This window comes from Moraxella sp. K127, assembly GCF_015223095.1.
GTDB lineage: Bacteria > Pseudomonadota > Gammaproteobacteria > Pseudomonadales > Moraxellaceae > Moraxella.
Genome location: NZ_JADFBZ010000020.1, coordinates 16395 through 38361, shown reverse-complemented (window position 1 = coordinate 38361; position 21967 = coordinate 16395). Strand labels below are relative to the sequence as shown.

The window sequence follows — 21967 nt, the reverse complement described above, 5'->3', positions numbered from 1 at the left end:
GTTATAAATAAGGAATTTGGATGATAATAATACTCATTAATCGTTAAAAAATCAAGGGGTTTGACAAAAAATATACAAAAAACCCTGCCAATATCATAGCAAGGTTTTTGTCAAATCAACATTTAACATTTTAAAATGTCAATATTCTTTGATTAAATTATTTTTAATTATTTCAAACGTTTTTTACCCGTGGCAAACTCATAGATGAACAGTACGATGATGGCGCCAATGACTGACAGCACCAAGCCACCAAAACCGCCATTGGCTGACAAATTCAAGGCACTCGCCAAGAATCCACCGACGACCGCCCCGACAATACCCAAAATGATGGTCATGACCCAACCCATTGGGTTCGCCCCTGGTTTGATGGCACGAGCCAACAGCCCAACGATAAAGCCTGCGATAATCGTTGAAATAATACCCATGATGTCTCTCCTATAACTACCTAGCTCATAAATGCTTTGGCAAATCAATTAACCGTGGTTACAAGATGGTCTTAGAATTATCCCGACCAATTTGCTTTATCCACTTTTTACTTGATGTAAAAGTTAAATGAATTGTAAGCCAATCTTACCGCCCACACCACCCCAAAAACGTTAATAACGTAGGATGAATGTCAAATTTTAGGCAGATTTTTGATGATTTGGTTAAAATCTTAGCAAATATGCAAGGTTGTGAGTGGTTTTTGTAAAAAAGACCTGTCTAAGCAAGTCTTTGTGATGGCTAAGCCAGTATTTCCAAAATCCGCCCATGTATCCCTTCAAATCCGCCATTACTCATGACGAATATCGCATCGCCTGAGCGGACATTTGCCTTGATAAATGCCAAAATCTCATCAATGCTATCAAGTACGACCTGTCCGCCTGTCTCACCAATGGCTTCTTTTAGTCCCCACGCCAGCCCTTTTGGCTCATACCAAATCACACCGTCCGCCAATGATGCAGACGGAGCAAGCTGTGCTTTATAAACACCGAGCTTCATGGTGTTAGAACGTGGCTCGATGACCGCCCAAATCTTGCGACCCGACAGTTTCTTTCTGGCACCGTCAAGCGTGGTCGTGATGGCGGTTGGGTGATGGGCAAAATCATCATACACCTGCACACCCCCAACATCACCAATGAGTTCCATACGGCGTTTTATCCCTGCAAAGTCCGACAGAGCTTTACATGCCATCGCCACACTCACGCCCACGCTGTACGCCGCTGCAATCGCCGCCAAAGCATTATTGACATTATGCACACCGCTCATGCCCCAGTTCACCACACCCATTTCATCGCCTGCCTTATTGACATGTTTCACGTGAAACACCGAACCATCCTCTTCTGCCAAAGTCGCTTGCCAATCACTCTCATCGCTCTCATCGCCCACCTCTGTTCGCCATACTGGTGTCCATACTCCCATATCTAGGGTATCTTCTAGGCTTTTTATGTCTTTTGGCATGATGATTTGACCACTTGGGGGTATCATGCGAATCATGTGGTGAAATTGGGTTTGGATTGCTTTTAAATTGGGGAAAATGTCGGCGTGATCGTATTCTAAGTTGTTTAAAATGACGGTTGTGGGGCGATAATGCACAAATTTTGAACGTTTATCAAAAAAAGCACTGTCATACTCATCCGCTTCAATGACAAAATAGTCCTGCCCCAAATACGAACTGTGGGCAAAGACTGACTGCAATCGCTCATCATCAGTATTGACAAGGGGCACACCACCGATTAAAAAACCTGTGTCAATCCCTGCATACTGCAAAATCCAAGCCAGCATGGTTGTGGTTGTGGTCTTGCCATGCGTGCCTGCCACTGCCAAAACATGGCGTTCTTGTAGGAGATGCTCTGATAAAAACTGTGGGGCGGATGTGTAGTGAAGTCGCTTATCCAGCATATATTCCACCGCTTCCATACCACGTTTGCAGACGTTGCCCACCACCACCAAATCAGGAGCGGGGTCTAGGTGGGTGGATTTGTACCCCTCCAAAATCTCAACGCCAGCGTTGTGAAGTTGTGTGCTCATGGGGGGATAAATGGCGGTGTCCGAGCCTGTAACGGCATGCCCAAGCGAACGTGCAATCAGGGCAAGCGACCCCATAAACGTCCCACAAATACCCAAAAAATGAATGTGCATGATAGTGCCTTACTATGATAATTTGGCAAATTATAGCAAATTTTGGCAATGGGCGGTTTTTTATTTTAAAAATAAAAAAGGCAGAAAATTTTTCCGCCTTTACCTTTACATTTGTCGTTTTAAGAGCTTAGCAAGCCCAACACCTAATATCACCAAAAACACTGCAAACATGGCAAGGGTCAATTCAGGTATGCTAAACCCTGCCATTTGCCAGTCTATCTTTGCACATTCGCCTGAGCCTTTTAGTACTTCTTGGAACACCTGCAAAATCGGTAAAGTATCCACCCAGTAGTTCAGCCCAGGGCCACAGGCAGGCACTTCATCAGCAGGTAAGTGCTGTAACCACACATGACGAGCCGCCACCCCAAACCCCCACAGCGTGCCGATCGCCATGCCACCCCATAGGGTAAGTTTACCCCAAAGTTTTTTGGGGTTTACAAGCATGCCAACAAAGGCAAATACCCCCATGACCCACACACCAACCCGTTGAAAGATACACAAAGGGCACGGGTCAAGCCCCAAATGCTTTTGAAAATAAAAAATCGCCACAAGGGTCGCCACAACCGACAAGGCAAATAAGCACGCACACAGCGTGCGAAAAGTTAGGTGTTTTAACATGGTGTTACCTGTATTGTTGTAAATATTCATAAAAATCTTGGGTCTCTTCTCGCTCTAACTGCTGTTGGTCGGCAAAGGACTGTATGGCAATGTTGGCATAATAGAACGCATCTTCGTTGCTAAGAGCATGGGTAAGTAAGGATTTATGGTGTTTTTGGGCAAGCATTTGCCCCAATTGCCATGTACTGCCCAATCTTTGGCTGTCAGATATGACCTGAGCGGATGGTGTAAAGTTGGGATTGATTGCCATGCCTTGCATGAGTGAGAGTGCCAAACGGTAGTCGTTACCACCGTGATACTCATCAAAAGCATCAGCGATGGATTGCATCTGTTCAAGAGTCTGCATTATCCATACCCTCAAAGGTTGTTTACCATCGGAGGTGATGATGGTTGTGTGAGTATCTCGCCCATCATTGACCACTTTATCAATATTTACCGACAGCTGTTTTTCTTCATCAGGCAACAGTTTGGGTGAGTCCGACAGCAAGCAATATAACGCCAAAATCTCCAAAAAGCATGCCGTGGCAGTTGTAATACCAATATCACTGTATGGGTCTAGGTCAATGGCACGAAATTCAACATAAGCGATGCCCCGAGATGCTAAGGCTTGGGTCGGTGTCTCACCAAAGTGCGTCACTTGCTTGGGGCGAATGGGGCTATAAAATTCATTTTCAATCTGTAAAATGTGGTCATTAATCTGTATAGGATTGCCATCTTTGTCATCCACACCGATGCCACTAAAATCAGCAAAAGACGTACCAATCGCTCGGCGTAGCCCTTTGATGTATTCATCTAGGTCATTATAGCGAATGTCCAAATCCTCTTGTACACTATTGGTATAGCCCAATTTTCCCATCCTTAGGCTTGTTGCATGTGGCTTATAATAGGTGCAAGCCTCATCACACTCACCCAAAGGAATCAAATCATGTATGCGACCTGTCAAAAAGCACTCGCACACGCTTGGGCTTGCCCCCAGAAGATACAAAACAAGTGGGGTTAGGCGTTTAAAGTTGCGAATAAGCCCCAGATATTTTTCATTTTTAAAGGCTTGTAAATCATCACGCTTTTCATCATCCGCCCACACTTTGAACAAATCATCGCCAAAGGATAAGTTATAATGCAATCCTGCAATGGTCTGCATTTTACGACCATATCGCACTCCAAGCCCTGAACGGTACAAGGTTTTAAGCCGTCCGATATTAGATGTGCCATAATTGGCAAGAGGGATGTCTTTGTCATCATCTGATAACATGCACGGCATGGACAATGGCCACATCATCTCATCATTTTCTAGTGAGCGGTGCACCAAAACATGTAAGGTACGTAGCATGTCTAGGGCGTCTTTGATGGTCGCTTTGGGTTCGGTGATGAGTTCGAGCAGGTTCTCAGAGTAGTCGGTGGTGATATAAGGGTGGGTCAGCTTCGATCCGAGACGGGCAGGGTGAAAGGTCTTGGCTGAGTAGCCATCAGGTTGCATACGCAGACCTTCTTTTTCAATACCCCGTTTCATGCCTGCCACAAGAGCTGAGTTAAACCATATGGGCAACATAAAATGTTGAGATGCGTTCATTGTATTATCCAAATAAATATTTAAGTAGCTAACTTGACCATTATAATAGAGATGGGCACATGACTGCAAAATTTTTTTTGGGAGAGAGTTTTGGGACAAGTACTCAGCAACGTACTTGGTTGACATTATCATAAAAAATCACCCAATTCAATATCGGGTGATTTCAAGCATGACGTCAGTGATTGCAAATATGAAACCAATGCGTGGTAGCGGTCATTGTCGCCATTCATCACCAACACCACAGCGAGTACCACGGCATTTTTTGCCATTGACACTTAGAGCAAGTGCACCATCTCTAGCTTGTGTGCCGGCTGTATTTGGAGTTGCTGTTAGTACCCAGTTGCCAGAAGCTAAATTTGTGATGGTAATCTGATATGATACATTACCTGAACGAGGGTAGTTCCCAAGCAAATCTTGGATGGCTTGGTTATTGTTTGCTGCCAAGGTGCGATAACCGCCTCGCCCCACTGCCAGCTTCCTTGACTCTAACTGTCTGCCGATGTTTTGTAGCTCAACCATCATGTCTGCGCGTTTGGTACGCACAACATAATCTTGATAACTGGGGATGGCGATGGCTGCCAAGATGGCAATTATCGCCACCACGATGAGCATCTCTACCAACGTAAAGCCCTGCTGTCTATTTGTCATTGGGCATTTTACCATCACCATCCCTCCTGTCCTGGTGCGTCACAGGTTGTTGTTTCCAGATCAACAATGTTATGATTGGCACCAAAACTGGATTTACACTTAAAACCTGTGCTACGCAAAACAAAAGCACTGGCGTCATTGATACTGCTATTATTGGGGTTTGGTGTGGCATACATCACCCAAGCACGCCCCGAACTCATGATATTTCTGTTATTGTCAGGATTTAGACCCACGCTTGTGTTATCGCCATCTCTTAGCTCAATACGATAACGAAAGTTATTTTCGGTGCTGCCTAGTGGCACATATATGACCGTACCATTGGTAGTATTGTCACCATAACTATAAGTCAATCTTGCATTTCTGTCTACATTATTGACAGGTACAAAACCACGATAGGTCAAGGCAGATGCCCGCCATCTGTCCAAATCTATCTGAATTGTACCCATGGCAGACTGCACCTCAGCCTCTGCGTTACGAATGACCATTCTGCGATAAGAGGGGACGGCAATGCTGGCAAGTATGGCGATTATTATCAACACAGCCATCAACTCCAACAACGTAAAGCCCCTCTCACCACGCCCAACGAAAGCCCTTTGGGTCATATCATCTCTCCACATTTTGGAAATCGTACCAGCGATTTACTTTGAGATTGTATTGCTCTCTGTCAATCTGAGGTTGGGAGAATCTGTCAACACCAGCACCGTTATTAACCGTACCTGCTGTATCCACAAAGCGACCATCTGCACCGCCAACACCATGAGAGGGGGTCTTGGTTTTGTTTGCCATTTCAGCTCTTTCTTGTACTGTTTGGATGCTAAGGAATGTACGCAGGTTCGTGGTTTTGTCCGCCTCTGAGGTGTAGGGAACCGTTGTAAGCTCTTGGATGCCGATGCCAGCAGGTGCATATCCTAATGTGCCATTTTTAGATGGTTTGTGCGGAGCATCTGTTGGGCAGACACCCCAAGGCATGCAGTACATTTGACGTTCTGTTGCACCTACGGTACGAGCTTCACACTGTCCGGCGTTACCATACTGAAAATCAGGACTGTACACGCTGTTATAGTACACGCCACCTGTCACCATGCCAGGTCCGACCGCTTTTAGGTTTTTAACATCAATGCGACCATCATAACGAATCATGTCATAATACCAGCCCATTTTGTCATATACTGGCAGTGTGATGGTGCTGCCTCCAACCCTGACCTCCCTTTTTTCATTGGGTTTTTTATCTCTCATGGACTTGATGAGAGTTTCGCGGTATGCTTCATTTTTTGTCTCGATCTCTTTGGTGTCCATTTTTTGTAAACGGCTGTTGTCTAGGTCTTTGCTCATCAGAGCATCTGCTGTGATGTGTGCATTGGTAACACGGACACTGGCGATATCACGGTCAATGATGCCATAGACACGGTTGGCATCACCAAGACCTCGGCGACGGCTCAGCGGTGAGCTTCTGTCGCCTGAGGCTAGGTTTATCACCGCAAAACGCTGTGCATCATCAAGGTTGGTATAAAAACTGACCACTGGTGCCTCATAGAAGCGATAGGGAACATGATTACTTGCCATGTTACCGCCATTGGCATCAAACACCCTGACCACACTTCGGGTGATGTCACTGGTAATGTCTTTCTTGTCATCTTTTTTATTATCCTGGCCTGATAACTCAATGAGATCAATACGGAACAGCTGACCGCCCAAATCAGCGAAATACAGATGATCAACATAACCGTTGTTGTTACGATCCAGTGCTGTGATGCCACCGACCACACTGTGCTTCATGTGGGTTAGACCATCGATAGTCGTCTTAGTATTACTATTTATGGTTTTGGCTTTGTCTTGTGTCCAACTTGCCACCAAATCGCCAGTTTCTGAGTCGACCATGTACACCGCATTGCCTTCGGTCTCTTTCTTGTTGGCACATCCTGTATTGGCTCTATTGCCATCATTTAGCTTAAATAAGGTACTCTCATAGCACATGTCATAGCCACCGCCAAAGATGAGCACCTCACGATCTATGCTCCGACCCTTACCGTCAGTGCCGATTTTGATTTTTGCTACGACAGGCTTGGCCCAGATCTGACCCACGCGTTCAAAGCCAGGTGTTTGGTCATCTATACTAAAGAGCATCTCAGGATTTTCTTTATTGGTCAGATCCAGACCATACAGACCCTTGCCGCCCATACGCAGACCGCCATAGGCATAGATATGACCTGCTGTCTGTTCTTCTGATGATGTGCCTGATTTTTTGATCGCTTCGGTGGTGATCTTTGCAGGCTGAGTTGAGAAATCGTAGTTGTATTTGGCGTTAATCGTCCAAGGAGCATCCACCCCAAAGACAGGCTCGCCTGAGATGCCTGTGCCTGATGGGCTTAGGGCTGCACGCTGCTTCTCATTCTTAAACATCTTACGAGGGATGAAGCTGAACTTCTCATTGCCTGTTGTGGCGTCTGCCATGAGCAGTGCACCACTCATGGAGCCGTACAGCACATAGTCCTCACGACCCTCTGTTGATGAGATGTTGCCTGTTTCATCAAACTGACCCTTGTATGCCACCAACGCTGGCACAGAGTGATGTATGCCACCCATCACCGGCCGTCCTGTGGGCTTTTTGTCCAGTTCCTTTTGTAGTGCGGCATGCTGTTCTTGACTGTTGCCCTTATAGGTCGACTCTGTGGTGGAGACACTGCCAAAGCCTAGATAATGCAGGATATACGCCTTGTCAAGACCGGTATATTGAGCTGATAGCTGGTCAAAGCCATCCAGCCTGCCATTCTCGACACCGACCTTTTTCATTTGGTATTCATCTTCTACATAGACGGTACGTACGTTGTTCTTGTTGGATATTGTGGGTACTGTCAGATGTGCATAGGTACCCCCTGTGGTGATGGCACCATCAGTGCTGGTACTCGTTTGCCATAGGTCTTGTGCCTTGGGATTGGTGGCGTATGGGAGGGTAGAGCCACCTGTCTTTTGGTAGAGTCTGGCTGTCTTATCCTTGCCATATAGGCTGCCGTTGATGGTGTGGTATTTTTTAAGGTTGCCCGGCCAGGTCGCAGGAGCATCTGCGATGTTCGCCTGTAACATGGGCAGATAGGCATAAGGCTGCAGGCTGGTGATGGACAGCGGATCGGTCGGTACCGCCACGGTGCCAGCAGGAGAGGCTGAGATGTTGCCTGAGACATTGGTTACGAAGTCAACGACACTCCTAGCGACGTCATCAGAGGACTCAGCATAATAAAAGCCCCCCTCGCCATAGCCATGACCACGCTCACCCAGATAGCATAGGTTTTTGGCATCACGGTGAGAGTTTGGGATCTTAGAGCAGTCATGCACCTGTTTGACAGATTGCTCTCCTGTGATGACGTCCTTTACGCTCATGCTGGTTTTATACCTACTTGCATCCTCAAAGACCCTACCAAAGCCCACCGTCGCTGTGGGGATGGGCTTACCCACTTTGTTGCCCTTATCAACCAGAGCCTTGGCAAACTCTCCGATACACTCCCATTGGGGATGACCGGAATTCCTATTATAAGGAGTAGAAACAGAATAAGCAGCACTAGAACTACTGATAGTCGATGCACCGCTTGCCACTCTACACACCTGATTGCCATACCCACTAGGCATGGATACAGAACCTGCCGAACCGTTTAGGGCATTATTCATCACCGTGGTCGTGGTGCTAGAATCAACACCATTATAACTGCCACCATTGGGCTCGCCATCGGTGAGAAAATAGATGCCATTACCATCACACTGGCTGCTCGTTACGGGTGAGACATAGGCACCGTCTCTCACCGTCGAGGGATCTGCCAACGAAAAGCCGCTGCCTGTAGTAGTGTTTTTATATTCTGTCTCTTTACGGTAATAATAAGTATAATCTCCTATTGTTTCTTGATGATTCACGCCCAACCTAGCAGTCAAGCCGCTGTAAAACCTTAGGGGAGTTTCAGGTCCTAAACAAGTAGTACTCTTATGATCTTCCCACTTGGGGGGGGTAGATACATTGGGTAAAATAAATACCATTACCACCATTATAATGACGGTAACCCATTAGGGTATAATTGGTTGCCTGCCTTACCGCACCAGTTTTGGTACCGAGCATATAAGCGCCTGACTCTGCATAAGCATGGGCGATTGGTGTGTTGGTCTTTGCCTGCAAGCTGGCTATCTTTCTTGCCATTGCAAGACGGTTGTCATAGGTCAGTGCCGAGATGGGGTAGGCAATCTGCCCACCAGAATTATTTGCTGATGTATAATAAAAATTGCCCAATCCGATCTTGTATTTCATATAATCAGCACCCAACTCTTTGGCTGGGTCAGCGAGTAGGGTGATGATGGCATCCTTGACACGGCTCATGCGATCATAATATGCTTTTTGATCACCGCAAGACGGCCAATGATCCCCAACAAAATCAACCCTCTGTCCTGGTGTGCCGTCATCTCTTTTTATGGTAAAAGAAAAGCGTTTTTTTTGCACACTAGGGTAAGAAAACGATCCCCACCAAGGATTTGTTTTATTTTTACAATTATAATAATAACTAGACCGATAATCTTCTTCGATACTACGTTTATCCATCGACCCTGAGTTGTCCAGCATGAGCAGAACCGATGCACCGCCCCCTGTGGCCGCTTCATAGATCTCCAGATCGCCGATGCGTTTTTCGACATGATTGACATGGGTGGGCAGTGTCGCTGCTTGGGCGGGCAGTGTCGCTGCTGTTGTGAGAGCGATGGCATGGCTGAGCTTTTTTAGTGAGAATGTTTTCATGATGTGTGCCTTGTGTTGGTTGAGTGTCGTTGTGTCTTTGTCTCATGATGACATGGGGTGTATTAGGGTGGTGTCAGCTCCTCGCTCGGCAGGTACCATCTATGGCAAGCTGGGCGTTATCACAGACATCCGCCTCTCTTTCAAAACGAATTGTACCCTCTTCGACGATGGCTTTGGCGGGTATGCCGTGCTCTTGGAGGCAGTTGGTTAGGTTGGTTCTGCCATGGATGATGCCATAATCGGTGTCTGTGATGTTACCGACTGCCTTATCCAGACAGTCTGTGATGTCGTCAGGTCTGACACTGGACATGCCAGGCAGCATAGACACACTGTGCATGGCAATGCGAGCACCGGGTGGTGTAAAACCTGTGCCTGCCTGCTCTGCTTCTAGGGCTGATTTGAAGTTGTCGCTGTCGGCGGTCTCACTGGTCAGTCCACGAGTTACCACCTGTGTCATGACGGTGTTACGCCCTGATACATAGTGATGGGTGTTGGCAGGGTTGCAAACACCAGCACTGCTGCGCACCATACCGCCACCTGGCAGCAGCACACGAGAGCTGTTAATATCAAAGAATGTTGGTGATTCTGGCATGTAGCAAAAACGCACCTGATGCCCCACCTTTTCGTTAGGGTCTGCATTAACACCGCCGATGGGGATGAAATAACCGAGCACCCCTTGGGTTTGGGACATGAGCTTGGGGCGTAGGGGGTTCTTGTTATCCGCCGCCACCGTCTCAATGTGAGCCAGTACGGCATCCGATGAGTTGAGCATGAGCAAATCAGCCTGCTCATTGGTAGCAACACGTAAATCCAAACTGCCCTGGCGCACCGCCATCATGCCAGCGATCGCGATCAACAGCAGAAATAAGAGTACAGCGATCAGTGCCACACCAGATTCAGAGCGAGCTAGCATAGTACCACCTTTGTTATGTTGTTATGTTGTTGGTTTGTCATACATACACCCAGCGATGATTAGGAACGACCACGAGAGTTGCGTAGCATGATGTTGGTTTCATAGACACGGCGAATAAATCTGCCTTGACCATCCTTCATTCGAACATCGTTACCTAGAATACTATAAGTAGGGTTATCTGGAGCATCGATGGATGAGACGCTGCCCTTGGTCAAAAGACCAAGTTGGACGGTAATGATCGCTGTGTCAGCAGGCAGTGTCTGATATTCTGTTGGTGTTACATAGCGAATGCCGCTATGATTTGCACCACTGGCGATGCCAAATCTCACCTGAAAGTCATCGATGCCTGAGGCGATCAGCGCCCCATCATCTTTCAAATTATGGATGTTATAACGATTGTTAGCACCTGTCAAAATGGTGGCGGCGTTCGCTGTGCCCTGACCGTTATTACGCTGACCCTGACCGTCATCTTGGATGATGTGGTTTGAGACATACAGACCAGCATCACAACGAAGCTCCAAGGTGCCGTTATTGTTTTTGACAAAATAGCGTTCAACGATGATCTGACCATCAATGGAAACCACAGGGTTACCCGGCAGATCCAAGATCCCTGTTCTGGGCCCTAATACCAGATGACCCTCACAGTCGCGCATGTTGGCAGGGGCTCTGTACTGGATGGTGAGTTGGTCGCTGCCGCGGCTGGTGGTATTGGTAGGACCCAAGTCATCACGGCTGATAAGGGCGGAGCTAAGTTTGGCACCATTTACATTCAGCACACTGATGGCGGCAGCATTATTACCACCTGCCAGTATGCCACTGTCGGCAGCACCTGCTTTGGCGACATCAGACAGACCCAATCCTGCCATGCGAATGTTATTCTCAATCTGCTGTAAGCCGAATACGTTGGCATCCAATATACTAGAACCTGCTTGCTGGACGGTGGCTGTACGTAAACTGATCACATACACCTGAGACGCCGCTGCGATGATGAGCAAACCCAGCACAAGCGAGATCATGAGTTCTATCAGGGTAAAGCCTTGTTGTTTATTCATCAGTAGGTCTCCAAGACGACACAACTAGAACCACGATTATAAGCACCCAACTCGGAAATACAGTCTGTGTCTTTACCGCCAACGGTTGGCTTTGTCTGTCCCCAACTGGCAATCAGACAGATGCGCGTTAGCTCGGGGCTATTGCCAGGGCATTGCATGGCATTTAACATCATTTGGTTGTCCGCTGCCAGTTTCATGGCTTGATGGGCGGTGTATTCCACCTGCTGCTCTTCGGTGCAGGCTGACTTTGCACAGTCTACACTGGGGTTTTTTGGTATGGCAGAAGCATAAGCGTCATGGCTGGCAGCTGTGCCGTATCTGGAAATGGCCGTAAGATATCTAATTTTCATCGTTTGGGTGGGGTGTAATCGCATGTTCTCTGCGATGTTACGCACTGCCACCATGGCATCACTGCGAATCAGCGTCTCATCCGTCGCCTTTACCGCCCTCATCTGCATGGCACTAAACCCAAGGATGGCAACAGCAAGTAGCAGTAATGACACAACCACCTCTACCATACCCATACCATGCTGACCAGCACGAGTATCTTGTCTTAACATTGGCTGCCCTCCGAACGTAAGCTGACATTACCATTAACATCCACTGTCACCACACGTCCTGCACGAGTGCCTTGGCTGTCGCAAGCGACCGTAAAGGATGATGCTGGATTAACCCTACGATTTGCCAAAAATACAATGGAAGCAGCACCGCCAGATGGCGTGATCGGTGTCGTGCTACTGATATTAAAGTTCTTTAATGTGGTTGTCTTTTTATTATTGCCTGTTACTGTCAATATTGCATTGGTAGCATTCAACGTCAAGGTGACATCCTGTCGGCGTATCATGCTCTCTGCACGTGCTTCTTTCATGGCAGTAGCGATGGTCTGGGCGGTATTTTTATTACGCTGGCTTTCTAATGTACTACTGACATTTGGGGCGGCGATGGCGGCGATGGCACCTATGATTATGGTAACAACAATCAGCTCAATCAAGGTGAACCCTGACTGATTGGGTGGCATCAGATAACCATATCTGGATGATGAAAAGGACACGGTGCATTCCTTAATGATTTTTGCTGACTTATCAGCCTTTTTGGTAAAAATGTATATAAAAAATGTTGCAAAAAATATTCCACATATGACCAATCTTGGGCAAAAAGGTTTTTATTTTCATTTTTTATACAAAAATACACAAACACAATCCAATGAAGCCAAGATGAATGCCATACCGCAATCTATTGATTGCCTGTGTTTCACTTGCCGTCAAAATGATCATTAATAATCAGTAAGTTACCACGCTAAGTCAAAATGGTAATTTATATTTTACTTGTTTGGTATTTTATACAAAGTCTTAGTTGCTGTTGATATTGATATTGATATTGATATTGTAACATTATTTATATGAATTGTCTATGATGATGTCCTAATTTAGATGGGGCAAAAAACAGCTACTTGAAATCTACCCAAATCTACTCTATAACGTGTAATTATGAATAGATTGATTGGTATTAACGAAGCTGCAAAACGGCTGGGTGTCTCTATCTCAACATTACGCAGATGGGAACAAATAGGTGTGCTTGTTAAGGCAGTACTACAATGACAACCATTCGTGGACACATCATCCGACTTGACCCAACCAATAAACAAGCCACACATTTTGGCAAGACTTGCGGTGTCGCACGTCTTGCCTATAACTGGGCATTAGCCGAGTGGCAAAAACAATACCAAGCGGATAAAAACTACCGTGATGAATGTCAAGCAAAAGGCATAACCATTGACGAAAACCGACTTAACAAACCATCACAAGGTAAACTAAGAAAACAGCTTAACGCCATAAAACGTGAACAATTCCCCTTTATGCTAGAAGTTACCAAATGCTCTCCCCAACTTGCCATTATGCAGCTAGGCGATGCCTTTAAACGCTTTTTTAAAGGCGAAAGCAAATACCCCCAATTTCGCAAAAAAGGCGTCAATGACCGTTTTAGCCTATCCAACGACCAATTTAAGCTAAAACTCAAAAAAGACAAACCTTTCATTCAAATTCCCAATTTGGGCTTGGTTAGAATGACCGAACATCTAAGATACAATGGCAAAATCCTATCCGCCAAAGTTTTTACCAAGGGCGGTAAATGGTTTGTATCAGTTGCCGTTGAATTGTCAGAAACAACCAAGCCTTTACCCAAAACAAATAAATCCGTTGGCATTGATTTGGGCATTACAAGCCTTGCCATGCTTTCAGATGGTACAAAAATCCAAGCCCCAAAACCACTTAAAAACAAACTTAAAAAACTAAGACGATTGAATAAATCGTTAAGCCGTAAACAAAAAGGCTCTAACAATCGTGAAAAGGCGAAAACCAAGCTCTCACGGTTGCATTATCAAATCAGCTGTATCAGAAAAGACTTTTTACACAAACTTAGTACCAACTTGGTTAAAAAGTTTGATGTGATTTGTCTTGAAAACCTAAATATCAAAGGTATGGTAAAAAATCGCAAACTAAGCCGTGCTATCAATGATTTAGGGTTTTACGAACTTAAAAGGCAACTCATCTACAAAGCAAATCAATGGGGCAAGACACTCAAAGAACTGGATAGATTTTATCCATCAAGCAAAACCTGCTCTTGTTGTGGTGTTAAGTTAGATGAATTACCTTTATCTGTTAGAAACTGGACTTGCCCCAACTGCAACACAAACCACGATAGGGACATCAACGCCAGTATCAACATTTTAAACAAAGCGGATAAGATTTTAAACTTATCTTAACAAAAACCTTGGTGGGTAAGTTCTATCCCCAATTAAAAACGCCTATGGAGCTTATGTAAGACCCAAGTCAAACGACAAGGGCAACGAGCGATGAAGTAGGAAGAAAACGCTAAATTTGCCTTTGGGTAGATTTGGGTAGGTTTTTTGGAACGGCGTTGTTCCAACCGAATTCTTAAACTCAGAGCATGCCCATCTTTAAACCCAAAACCAAGTCCAGCACTGGGACTGACACAAAATACTCTTAAACAGTAACCAACTGATGTAGAAGTACTATCTAAAATAAAAAACACCTCCCACAAGGAAGGTGTTTTTAAATGGCTGTCTAGAATTAAGAGAAATCTAGTTCAGTTTCAAAACCTTTTAGGCTGTGACGAGCCATTGCTAGGTTTGATTTTTGACGGTCAAGTACTAGGTACAAGAATAGGTTCTCGTTACGAACCAATGGACGAAGTAAATGGTATTGACCGCTTAGCGTGATTAAGATGTCTTCAATAGAGTCGTTAAGGCTCAACGCTTTTGCAGTTTTACGCTTGGCACGTACCACCTCAGTGTTACCAGCAGATGCCAATTCTAGGTCAAGACCGCTACCCAAAGTCGCCAAAGCAAGACCTGATTCGCTGTCAACCAATGCCGCTGCGATGAAACCGTCGATGTCGCCTAGACCGTCAAGAGATAATTTAGCCATGATGTTATTCCTTAAAAAGTAAATTAATATTGAAATTAATGACGATTTAAGTAATAGTTATCAATAATTAAAGATTTTAAAATTAACAAGTTAATTTAAAACTTTAATGACTATTAACAAATTTCTAAAAATCGTCATATCATAACAAAATCATGTATTAGCATTTTGTTATGTGTGTATTAAACCACACCAAGAAATAAAATGCAAGCATTATTTTGAAATTTTGTGCGGAAAAATTTGTGCGGAAAAAATAGAAAAATCAATTTTTTAATAAAAATTTATATAAAAATCAATTACTTTTATAATGTATAGTTTTTTAAAAGATTATTTTTAATTTTTAAAACTATTGATTTAAGCAAACACCCAATATGGCTCAAGACATGCCTAATATAATAAATGATAATCATATACAATATCTTACCATCAATCCACCCTAACCCAAATCGGCATGGTCTGTGAATATTGGCTCGTGCCATAGCTCCCACTTGTGATGTTGTCGGTGCGAATGTCGCCGATTTTTGTCCATTGTCCACGGTGTAGCATGATGTCGCTTGATAGATTTTGGGTGCTAAGCGTGCCTGTGCGTGCCGACTGGTGCAGGCTTAGGCGGATTTGACCGTTTGGCGAGACGGTCGCTTTGGCAGAAAAACCATCTGTGAGTGCCACCCAAGACGCACCAAAACTCACCCACACCTTGCCACATCGCTGATGAGCTTGCCAGCCTACAAGCCCGATGAGCGTACTTTGAGTGATAGACACAGGCGAGCCTGATAGGGTTTGCACGGTGTAGTGCTGATTTGTGGTGCTTTGGCTTTGGGTGTTGTGATATTGCCCGTTTATCCACACCTGCCGAGAGATGCCGACATTGACATGACCGCCTTGACTGCTTTGGGCGGTTTGGTTGTTTAGGGCAAGCGAGATGTTAAGCTGGGTGGGGGCAACATCCACTTGACGGACAAGGGCGGAGATACGCTCATAGTCGGCAGGGGTCGCCTTGATGATGAGCTTGTCTTGGTATAGCCGTGCCGTCCCACGATTGCCAAGCTCATCTTGGACGATGTCAAGCAGGGCAGGGTCGCCATAGGTGTGAATGACGTACATTTAGGTGTTGGCGTGGGCGAGCGTGGCAAGAAAGCTTAAAATGATGAGTGGTTTTTTCATGATGATAAAAGGTTAAAATGGCTTTTTAAACATTCGGCTATTTTAACCTTTTTTAGAAAGGAGCTTGTAGGTTTATTGTGTGCAAAAATTACCAGTTAAACCACTTAATAAGCCATTTATTTTAACCCAAGCACGTCCTGCATGTCATACAGCTGTGCAGGTTGCTCATGTAGCCACAAGCCAGCTCGTACTGCCCCATTGGCAAAGGTCATACGGCTTTGGGCTTTGTGGGTAATCTCGATAATCTCGCCATTCATGATAAATTCCACGGTATGTTCACCGACAATCTCACCTCCACGCACCGCATGAATGCCAATCTCGCCATCGGCGCGTTTGGCTTGCCCTTGTCTGCCATAGATGGCGGATGTTTTAATCGTTTGCCCACGGGCATCTGCCACCGCATTTGCCATCATCAGAGCCGTGCCAGACGGTGCGTCTAACTTATGTTTGTGATGATGTTCGATGATTTCGACATCCGCATCCATGCCCAGTACTTTGGCGGTGATGGCAAGTAGGTTGAGCGACAAATTCACCCCTGTGGAGTAGTTGCCAGCATAGACGATAGGGATGTGTTTGCTTACCTCATGCAGTTTGGCTTCTTGGGCTTCGTCAAGCCCTGTTACTCCCATGACAAGGGCGACTTTGTTGGCGATACACGCCTCTAACACCTCATCTAAGGCATCGGGCAAACTAAAATCGATGAGCACGTCCACCCCTGACAAATCTAGCGTGGAGAGTGTAACCCCACATTTACCCATGCCCACAAACTCGCCTGCGTCCACGCCGATAAGGCTAGATATAGAACGGACAAATGCTCCTGCTAGGTTGGCTTTGGGGTTGTCTAGTGTGGACTGGATGAGCATACGCCCCATGCGACCTGACGCACCCATGATTGCGATGTTTAGTGCCATGATAGTTTCCTTAGGATTAAGTTTAAGATGATTTGATGATAACCAAAAATTTGCCAAAAGTAAATTTAAAAAATAAGATTTTGGCTCAAAAAGCATGCTACAAGGGAAAACTATTGCCTGCTCATAACGGTTTTCCGACTCGCAGGCATGGCTCAGAGCGAACGGAAAACCTAGTTTGGCATACTTTTTAGGCTGCCACCAAAAATAAAAAACACGGTAAAATTTTACCGTGTTTTGTTTGAAAAGTTAGGTTTAATCAAAAATGTCTTTAACTTCATCTTTGATTTTGTCAAAAAACCCCTTTTTTTTGGCACTTGCTCCGTTGTCGCTATTTAGGGTTTTGGCAAATTGCTCAAGCAAGGATTTTTGTTCGCTAGTCAAATTGGTGGGTGTCTCAACGATGATTTTGCACAGCAAGTCGCCCTGCATGCCACCACGCACGGTCGTTACGCCCTTGCCACGCACACGCAGGAGTTTACCACTTTGGGTACCTTCGGCGACTTTGATTTTTAGACGACCACCGCCCAACGTGGGGATTTCTACTTCATCGCCAAGTGTGGCGGTGGCGATATTGACAGGAATATCAAGGTGCAAATCCGCCCCATTTCTGGTAAAGATGTCGTGCGGTTTGACATGAATCTCAACATACAAGTCACCATTTGGCATGCCATTGTCGCCCGCTTCGCCCTTGCCTGATAGGCGGACACGGTCGCCATTGTCCACGCCAGCAGGGATGGAGACTTCTAGGGTCTGAGATTTGTGCTGTTTGCCTTTGCCATGACAATCAGGGCAGGGGTTTTTGATTTTTTTGCCAGTGCCGCGGCAGTCAGGGCAGGTTTGTTGCATGACAAAAAAGCCCTGTTGGACACGCACCTGACCATGTCCGCCACAGGTAGGACAGCTGACGACATCGCTGGCAGACTTTACCCCTTTACCATCGCAGGTCTCACAGTGAACGCTCGTGCTGTATGTGATTTCTTTTTTACAGCCAGCTACCGCTTCTTCTAGGGTGAGACTGATTTGGTAGAGCAAATCCGCTCCTTTGCTAGCACGAGAAGAGCCACGAGAGTTGCCGAACATATCACCAAAGATGTCGCCAAAACCGCCACCGCCACTAAAGCCACCACGAGCCCCACCGCCAAAGAAACTACCAAAGATGTCATTTAGGTCGTCAGCACTAAATCCGCCAGCATTGCCAAAACCACCGTTGTTCATGCCCTGCTCAAAGGCACTGTGTCCCATACGGTCATAAGTGGCACGTTTTTGGGCGTCCGACAGTACTTCATACGCCATCGTTGCTTCTTTGAATTTTTCTTCGGCACTTGGGTCGTCTGGGTTTTTGTCGGGGTGATATTTCATCGCAAGACGGCGGTAGGCTTTTTTAATCTCTTTATCGTCTGCCGACTTGTCCACGCCCAAAATGGTATAAAAATCTTTACTCATGTGTTGTCCTGATTGGCTTTTGGCTACTTAGGCGACCCAAAAAGGTCACGATTCGCAAAAATAAAAAATTTGCCTATTTATGGTGCTTTTATGCCATTTATCAAGCGTGATTGGTGTGATTTTTTACCAATTTTCAAAAATTTATGGCAAAATACCCCGCATTATCCCTATTATCATCCTGTGTTTATGAAAATCACCAAACTGCTCTTGGCACTTGCCATCATCGCCCTTATCATCGTGGCAGGCTCGCCTTATTATAAGCTCTACACCCTAAAAAACGCTTATGACAATGGCGACTATACTCCCATCATCAACAGCATAGACTTTGAGACACTACGCCCAAACCTAAAACATCAGCTCATCACCAAAACGGATAACTGGCTTGGCTCTAACGACGTGGTGCAGGGCTTGTCACTCTTTGGCGGACTGCTTGGACTAGATGGTGCCAAACTTAACACCATCGCCCACAGCTTTATCAATACTGCCGTGGATAAGGGCGTTACCCCTGAGAATCTAACTCGGCTTGCCCAAGGCGACGTTCAGCCCGAGAGTGAGCCCATGCTTGTGGGCATTGCCTTGTTTGGCGGTTATGTCGATACTGAACGCCTACTCACCGACTACATCAGCACAGGCGACATGAACATCGCCATCGATAACCAAAAAACCGCCATCGCCGCCAAGGCAAGCGACAACATCGGACAGCCGACCCAGCCCAAGCTGTCCTACTGTGGTATCAACTGCTTTGAAGTCGCCACCACCATCAAAGATAAGCCCTATACCATCGTCATGCACCGTCATCAGGTACTAGACTGGCAGATAGTTAATGTTGTTCTGCCTTGATTGACACAAAAAACCGCCATTAAGACGGTTTGGTTACAACAAGATTAGCACACCCCAATCTTAATCAATCTTAATCAATCTTAATCAACCTAAATCGAAAAAGACGACCCACAACCACAGGTGGTCGTGGCGTTAGGGTTATCCACGACAAAGCGAGAGCCTTCAAGCCCTTCGATGTAATCAATGGTTGAACCGTGTAGATACTGGTAGCTTAGACTGTCCACCACAAGCGTGGCATCACCATTGTCAAAGGTGGCATCGTCATCGTCTAGCTCATCGGCAAAATCAAAGCCGTAGGAGAAGCCCGAACAGCCCCCGCCTGTTACATAGACCCGAAGCATGAGCTCGTGATTGCCTTCGGCGTCTTTTAGTTTTTGTAATTTTTTGGCGGCGTTGTCGGTTAGGGTCATGACGTTTTGCATGGTTTTTCTCTTGTTAAAATTTTTACAATTCTTAGGGATAATTATACCATAATAAGCCCAAATTTTAGCGATACAAGGTATAATAGAGAATTTTTAACTTATTTTGCACATTGAATTATCATGATAGAATTTAAAAATGTCGCTGTCCGCCGAGACGGACGCTTGCTGTTTAGTGAATTTGATGCCCAGCTCCACAAAGGGCAACGCATCGGCTTAACAGGCAACAACGGCACCGGCAAATCCACACTGTTCGCCACGATATTGGGCGAGCATGGCACGGACGTGGGGCAGATTGACGTACCAAAGGATTGGCAAATTGCTCACATGAAACAAGAAGTTCATGCCAGCGAGCAGACTGCCCTTGATTATGTGTTATCTGGCGATGATGAGTGGTATCATCTTAACAACAAAATCCAAAACCAATCCGCCTTATCCGAGCATGACATCGCCCCCATTTACCAAAGGTTTGATGAGATAGACGGCTATCGTACCCCGTCTAAGGCAGGGCAGATTTTGTCAGGGCTAGGATTTGGCGAACATGAACATACTCGCATGGTGCGTGAGTTCTCAGGCGGTTGGCGTATGCGTCTAAATCTTGCTCGCACGCTCATGCACCGAGCGGACGTGTTACTGCTTGACGAGCCGACCAACCATTTGGATTTGGACGCGATTTTGTGGTTAGAAGAGTGGCTACTCAAATTTGACGGCTTGATTTTGCTCATCAGCCATGACCAAGAATTTTTGGACGGCGTGTGCGGACACATCTTGCACATAGAGCAGGGCAAAATTAGCCTATATACGGGCAATTATAGCCAGTTCGTTCGCACCCGAGCCGAGCGACTAGAACAACAGCAGTCTGCCTTTGCCAAACAACAAGCGACCAAAGCCCACCTAGAAGACTTCATTCGCCGTTTTCGTGCCAAAGCCAGCAAAGCCAAACAAGCCCAAAGCCGTCTCAAACAGCTTGACCGCATGACCGACATCGCCCCTGTCATGGCAGACAGTGGGTTTGATTTTCGCTTTTATCCGCCCACACACATGGCAAGTCCACTCATCACGCTAGATAACGCATCTATCGGCTATGATAAGCCTTTGATAACTAAGATAAACTTACAAATCACGCCCGACACACGGCTTGGCGTATTGGGGGCAAATGGGGCAGGCAAAAGTACGCTCATTAAGGCACTGGTGGGCGATTTGCCGTTGCTCGGTGGCACTCACAAATGCTCTGAAACCCTAACGCTGGGCTATTTTAATCAGCATCAAATGGACGCCCTAGACGAGTCTGCCACACCCATTATCCTGCTTCGGCGACTGGCGGGGACGACATCAGACGCCGATTTGCGGGCGTTTTTGGGGAGTTTTGATTTTCGTGGCGATAAGATTGACACGCCTTGCCGTCTGTTTTCTGGGGGTGAAAAGGCACGGCTGACCCTTGCTCTCATCGTCTGGCAACGCCCCAACGTGCTGGTGCTGGACGAGCCGACCAACCACCTAGATTTACAAATGCGAAATGCACTCATGCTTGCCTTGCAGGACTTTGACGGTGCGTTAATCTTGGTGTCGCACGACCGTGGTCTCATCACGTCCGTGTGCGACAGTCTGATACTGGTCGCAGACGGGCGAGCGGACGAGTTCACAGGCGACATGGCGGACTATGCCGAACATTTAAGACAGACTCGCCTTGCCAAACTTGCCCAAAACAAAGCGAACAATCCGCCCCCAACGGCAGACGACACATCGGACAAACCTGCCCTAACCAAAGAAGAAATCCGCAAAAAAAATGCCGAAAACCGCCAAAAAACCGCCCCCTGCGTAAGCAAATTGACAAACTAGAAAAAGAGCTGGACACACTCGGGGCAACACTTGCTACGATAGAAACCGCCCTATCGGACACCGCCCTTTATGATGATGATAAAAAAGACAAGCTCATGACCCTACTGACCGACCAAAACCAAATAAAAAAACAGCTTAGCGACACCGAAGAGAGCCTACTTATGGCAATGGACGAGTTAGAGACGTTAGAGCGAGCGTTGGAAGAGTGATTTTAACATTGA

Annotated in this window: 20 protein-coding genes and 1 pseudogene; 4 read left to right on the top strand and 17 right to left on the bottom strand. The window is 46.2% G+C overall.

The genetic code is table 11. The features are described 5' to 3' along the window. Positions 1-167: 167 nt before the first annotated feature. From IM753_RS06040 to IM753_RS05985, 12 genes are all read right to left on the bottom strand, one after another. Entirely contained in the window at positions 168-425 is a 258-nt protein-coding gene (locus tag IM753_RS06040; protein ID WP_065254903.1) for a GlsB/YeaQ/YmgE family stress response membrane protein, read from the bottom strand. 298 nt (positions 426-723) lie between these two features. After that, positions 724-2121: a UDP-N-acetylmuramate:L-alanyl-gamma-D-glutamyl-meso-diaminopimelate ligase gene (gene mpl / locus IM753_RS06035; RefSeq protein ID WP_194108902.1), complete on the bottom strand. Its 1398-nt coding sequence runs from the start codon at positions 2119-2121 to the stop codon at positions 724-726. A 105-nt stretch (positions 2122-2226) separates the two neighbouring features. Further along, a complete protein-coding gene (locus IM753_RS06030; protein WP_194108901.1) occupies positions 2227-2739 on the bottom strand; it encodes a disulfide bond formation protein B in 513 nt (170 codons plus the stop codon). A 4-nt stretch (positions 2740-2743) separates the two neighbouring features. Next, positions 2744-4309 carry a glutamate--cysteine ligase gene (gshA, locus tag IM753_RS06025; protein ID WP_194108900.1) on the bottom strand — a complete coding sequence of 522 codons (1566 nt, stop codon included), beginning with the start codon at positions 4307-4309 and terminating at the stop codon, positions 2744-2746. Positions 4310-4522: 213 nt separating this feature from the next. Further along, entirely contained in the window at positions 4523-4972 is a 450-nt protein-coding gene (locus IM753_RS06020; protein ID WP_227713085.1) for a type IV pilin protein, read from the bottom strand. Further along, positions 4972-5559, bottom strand: coding sequence for a type IV pilin protein (locus IM753_RS06015; RefSeq protein WP_194108899.1), 588 nt, complete (start codon positions 5557-5559; stop codon positions 4972-4974). The genes IM753_RS06020 and IM753_RS06015 overlap by 1 nt, the downstream gene beginning before the upstream one ends. Position 5560: 1 nt before the next feature. After that, on the bottom strand, positions 5561-8767 hold the full coding sequence (locus tag IM753_RS06010; protein ID WP_194108898.1) for a PilC/PilY family type IV pilus protein: 3207 nt from the start codon (positions 8765-8767) through the stop codon (positions 5561-5563). 157 nt (positions 8768-8924) lie between these two features. Beyond that, entirely contained in the window at positions 8925-9722 is a 798-nt protein-coding gene (locus IM753_RS06005) for a hypothetical protein (RefSeq protein ID WP_194108897.1), read from the bottom strand. A gap of 73 nt (positions 9723-9795) precedes the next feature. Then, positions 9796-10635 (bottom strand): hypothetical protein, encoded by an 840-nt coding sequence (locus IM753_RS06000; protein WP_194108896.1) that lies wholly within the window; start codon positions 10633-10635, stop codon positions 9796-9798. 59 nt (positions 10636-10694) lie between these two features. Next, positions 10695-11711, bottom strand: a complete 1017-nt coding sequence (locus IM753_RS05995) for a PilW family protein (RefSeq protein ID WP_194108895.1) — start codon at positions 11709-11711, stop codon at positions 10695-10697. Then, positions 11687-12247, bottom strand: a complete 561-nt coding sequence (gene pilV, locus IM753_RS05990; protein ID WP_194108894.1) for a type IV pilus modification protein PilV — start codon at positions 12245-12247, stop codon at positions 11687-11689. The genes IM753_RS05995 and pilV overlap by 25 nt, the downstream gene beginning before the upstream one ends. Further along, positions 12241-12738: a GspH/FimT family pseudopilin gene (locus IM753_RS05985; protein ID WP_194108893.1), complete on the bottom strand. Its 498-nt coding sequence runs from the start codon at positions 12736-12738 to the stop codon at positions 12241-12243. The genes pilV and IM753_RS05985 overlap by 7 nt, the downstream gene beginning before the upstream one ends. Positions 12739-13174: 436 nt before the next feature. Here IM753_RS05985 and IM753_RS13455 point away from each other — a divergent pair, with 436 nt between their 5' ends. After that, a complete protein-coding gene (locus IM753_RS13455) occupies positions 13175-13285 on the top strand; it encodes a MerR family DNA-binding transcriptional regulator (RefSeq protein WP_083108311.1) in 111 nt (36 codons plus the stop codon). Further along, positions 13282-14448 (top strand): RNA-guided endonuclease TnpB family protein, encoded by a 1167-nt coding sequence (locus IM753_RS05970; protein WP_194108891.1) that lies wholly within the window; start codon positions 13282-13284, stop codon positions 14446-14448. Before IM753_RS13455 ends, IM753_RS05970 begins: the two co-directional genes overlap by 4 nt. A 328-nt stretch (positions 14449-14776) precedes the next feature. Here the strand turns inward: IM753_RS05970 and IM753_RS05965 are convergent, their stop codons facing one another. From IM753_RS05965 to dnaJ, 4 genes are all read right to left on the bottom strand, one after another. After that, positions 14777-15133 (bottom strand): hypothetical protein, encoded by a 357-nt coding sequence (locus tag IM753_RS05965; protein ID WP_065254914.1) that lies wholly within the window; start codon positions 15131-15133, stop codon positions 14777-14779. 423 nt (positions 15134-15556) lie between these two features. Further along, positions 15557-16234 (bottom strand): hypothetical protein, encoded by a 678-nt coding sequence (locus tag IM753_RS05960; protein ID WP_194108890.1) that lies wholly within the window; start codon positions 16232-16234, stop codon positions 15557-15559. 176 nt (positions 16235-16410) lie between these two features. Continuing rightward, positions 16411-17205: a 4-hydroxy-tetrahydrodipicolinate reductase gene (dapB, locus tag IM753_RS05955; protein WP_065254878.1), complete on the bottom strand. Its 795-nt coding sequence runs from the start codon at positions 17203-17205 to the stop codon at positions 16411-16413. A gap of 252 nt (positions 17206-17457) precedes the next feature. Continuing rightward, entirely contained in the window at positions 17458-18648 is a 1191-nt protein-coding gene (gene dnaJ / locus IM753_RS05950) for a molecular chaperone DnaJ (RefSeq protein WP_194108889.1), read from the bottom strand. Positions 18649-18738: 90 nt separating this feature from the next. On the opposite strand from dnaJ, the gene IM753_RS05945 reads away from it, so the two are divergent. After that, positions 18739-19488, top strand: a complete 750-nt coding sequence (locus IM753_RS05945) for a DUF2939 domain-containing protein (protein WP_194108888.1) — start codon at positions 18739-18741, stop codon at positions 19486-19488. A gap of 89 nt (positions 19489-19577) precedes the next feature. On the opposite strand, the gene erpA is transcribed toward IM753_RS05945, so the two are convergent. Next, entirely contained in the window at positions 19578-19910 is a 333-nt protein-coding gene (gene erpA, locus IM753_RS05940) for an iron-sulfur cluster insertion protein ErpA (RefSeq protein ID WP_062500809.1), read from the bottom strand. 120 nt (positions 19911-20030) lie between these two features. Between erpA and IM753_RS05935 the strand changes: the two are divergent. After that, a pseudogene (locus IM753_RS05935) lies at positions 20031-21955 on the top strand (ABC-F family ATP-binding cassette domain-containing protein). The last annotated feature ends 12 nt before the right edge of the window (positions 21956-21967 follow it).

Bases quoted from the DNA above. Each gene is read 5' to 3' on its own strand.
- IM753_RS06040 (WP_065254903.1), bottom strand. From the start codon at position 425: ATGGGTATTATTTCAACGATTATCGCAGGCTTTATCGTTGGGCTGTTG.
- mpl (WP_194108902.1), bottom strand. From the start codon at position 2,121: ATGCACATTCATTTTTTGGGTATTTGTGGGACGTTTATGGGGTCGCTT.
- IM753_RS06030 (WP_194108901.1), bottom strand. From the start codon at position 2,739: ATGTTAAAACACCTAACTTTTCGCACGCTGTGTGCGTGCTTATTTGCC.
- gshA (WP_194108900.1), bottom strand. From the start codon at position 4,309: ATGAACGCATCTCAACATTTTATGTTGCCCATATGGTTTAACTCAGCT.
- IM753_RS06020 (WP_227713085.1), bottom strand. From the start codon at position 4,972: ATGGTAAAATGCCCAATGACAAATAGACAGCAGGGCTTTACGTTGGTA.
- IM753_RS06015 (WP_194108899.1), bottom strand. From the start codon at position 5,559: ATGACCCAAAGGGCTTTCGTTGGGCGTGGTGAGAGGGGCTTTACGTTG.
- IM753_RS06005 (WP_194108897.1), bottom strand. From the start codon at position 9,722: ATGAAAACATTCTCACTAAAAAAGCTCAGCCATGCCATCGCTCTCACA.
- IM753_RS06000 (WP_194108896.1), bottom strand. From the start codon at position 10,635: ATGCTAGCTCGCTCTGAATCTGGTGTGGCACTGATCGCTGTACTCTTA.
- pilV (WP_194108894.1), bottom strand. From the start codon at position 12,247: ATGTTAAGACAAGATACTCGTGCTGGTCAGCATGGTATGGGTATGGTA.
- IM753_RS13455 (WP_083108311.1), top strand. From the start codon at position 13,175: ATGAATAGATTGATTGGTATTAACGAAGCTGCAAAACGGCTGGGTGTC.
- IM753_RS05970 (WP_194108891.1), top strand. From the start codon at position 13,282: ATGACAACCATTCGTGGACACATCATCCGACTTGACCCAACCAATAAA.
- IM753_RS05965 (WP_065254914.1), bottom strand. From the start codon at position 15,133: ATGGCTAAATTATCTCTTGACGGTCTAGGCGACATCGACGGTTTCATC.
- IM753_RS05960 (WP_194108890.1), bottom strand. From the start codon at position 16,234: ATGTACGTCATTCACACCTATGGCGACCCTGCCCTGCTTGACATCGTC.
- dapB (WP_065254878.1), bottom strand. From the start codon at position 17,205: ATGGCACTAAACATCGCAATCATGGGTGCGTCAGGTCGCATGGGGCGT.
- dnaJ (WP_194108889.1), bottom strand. From the start codon at position 18,648: ATGAGTAAAGATTTTTATACCATTTTGGGCGTGGACAAGTCGGCAGAC.
- IM753_RS05945 (WP_194108888.1), top strand. From the start codon at position 18,739: ATGCCATTTATCAAGCGTGATTGGTGTGATTTTTTACCAATTTTCAAA.
- erpA (WP_062500809.1), bottom strand. From the start codon at position 19,910: ATGCAAAACGTCATGACCCTAACCGACAACGCCGCCAAAAAATTACAA.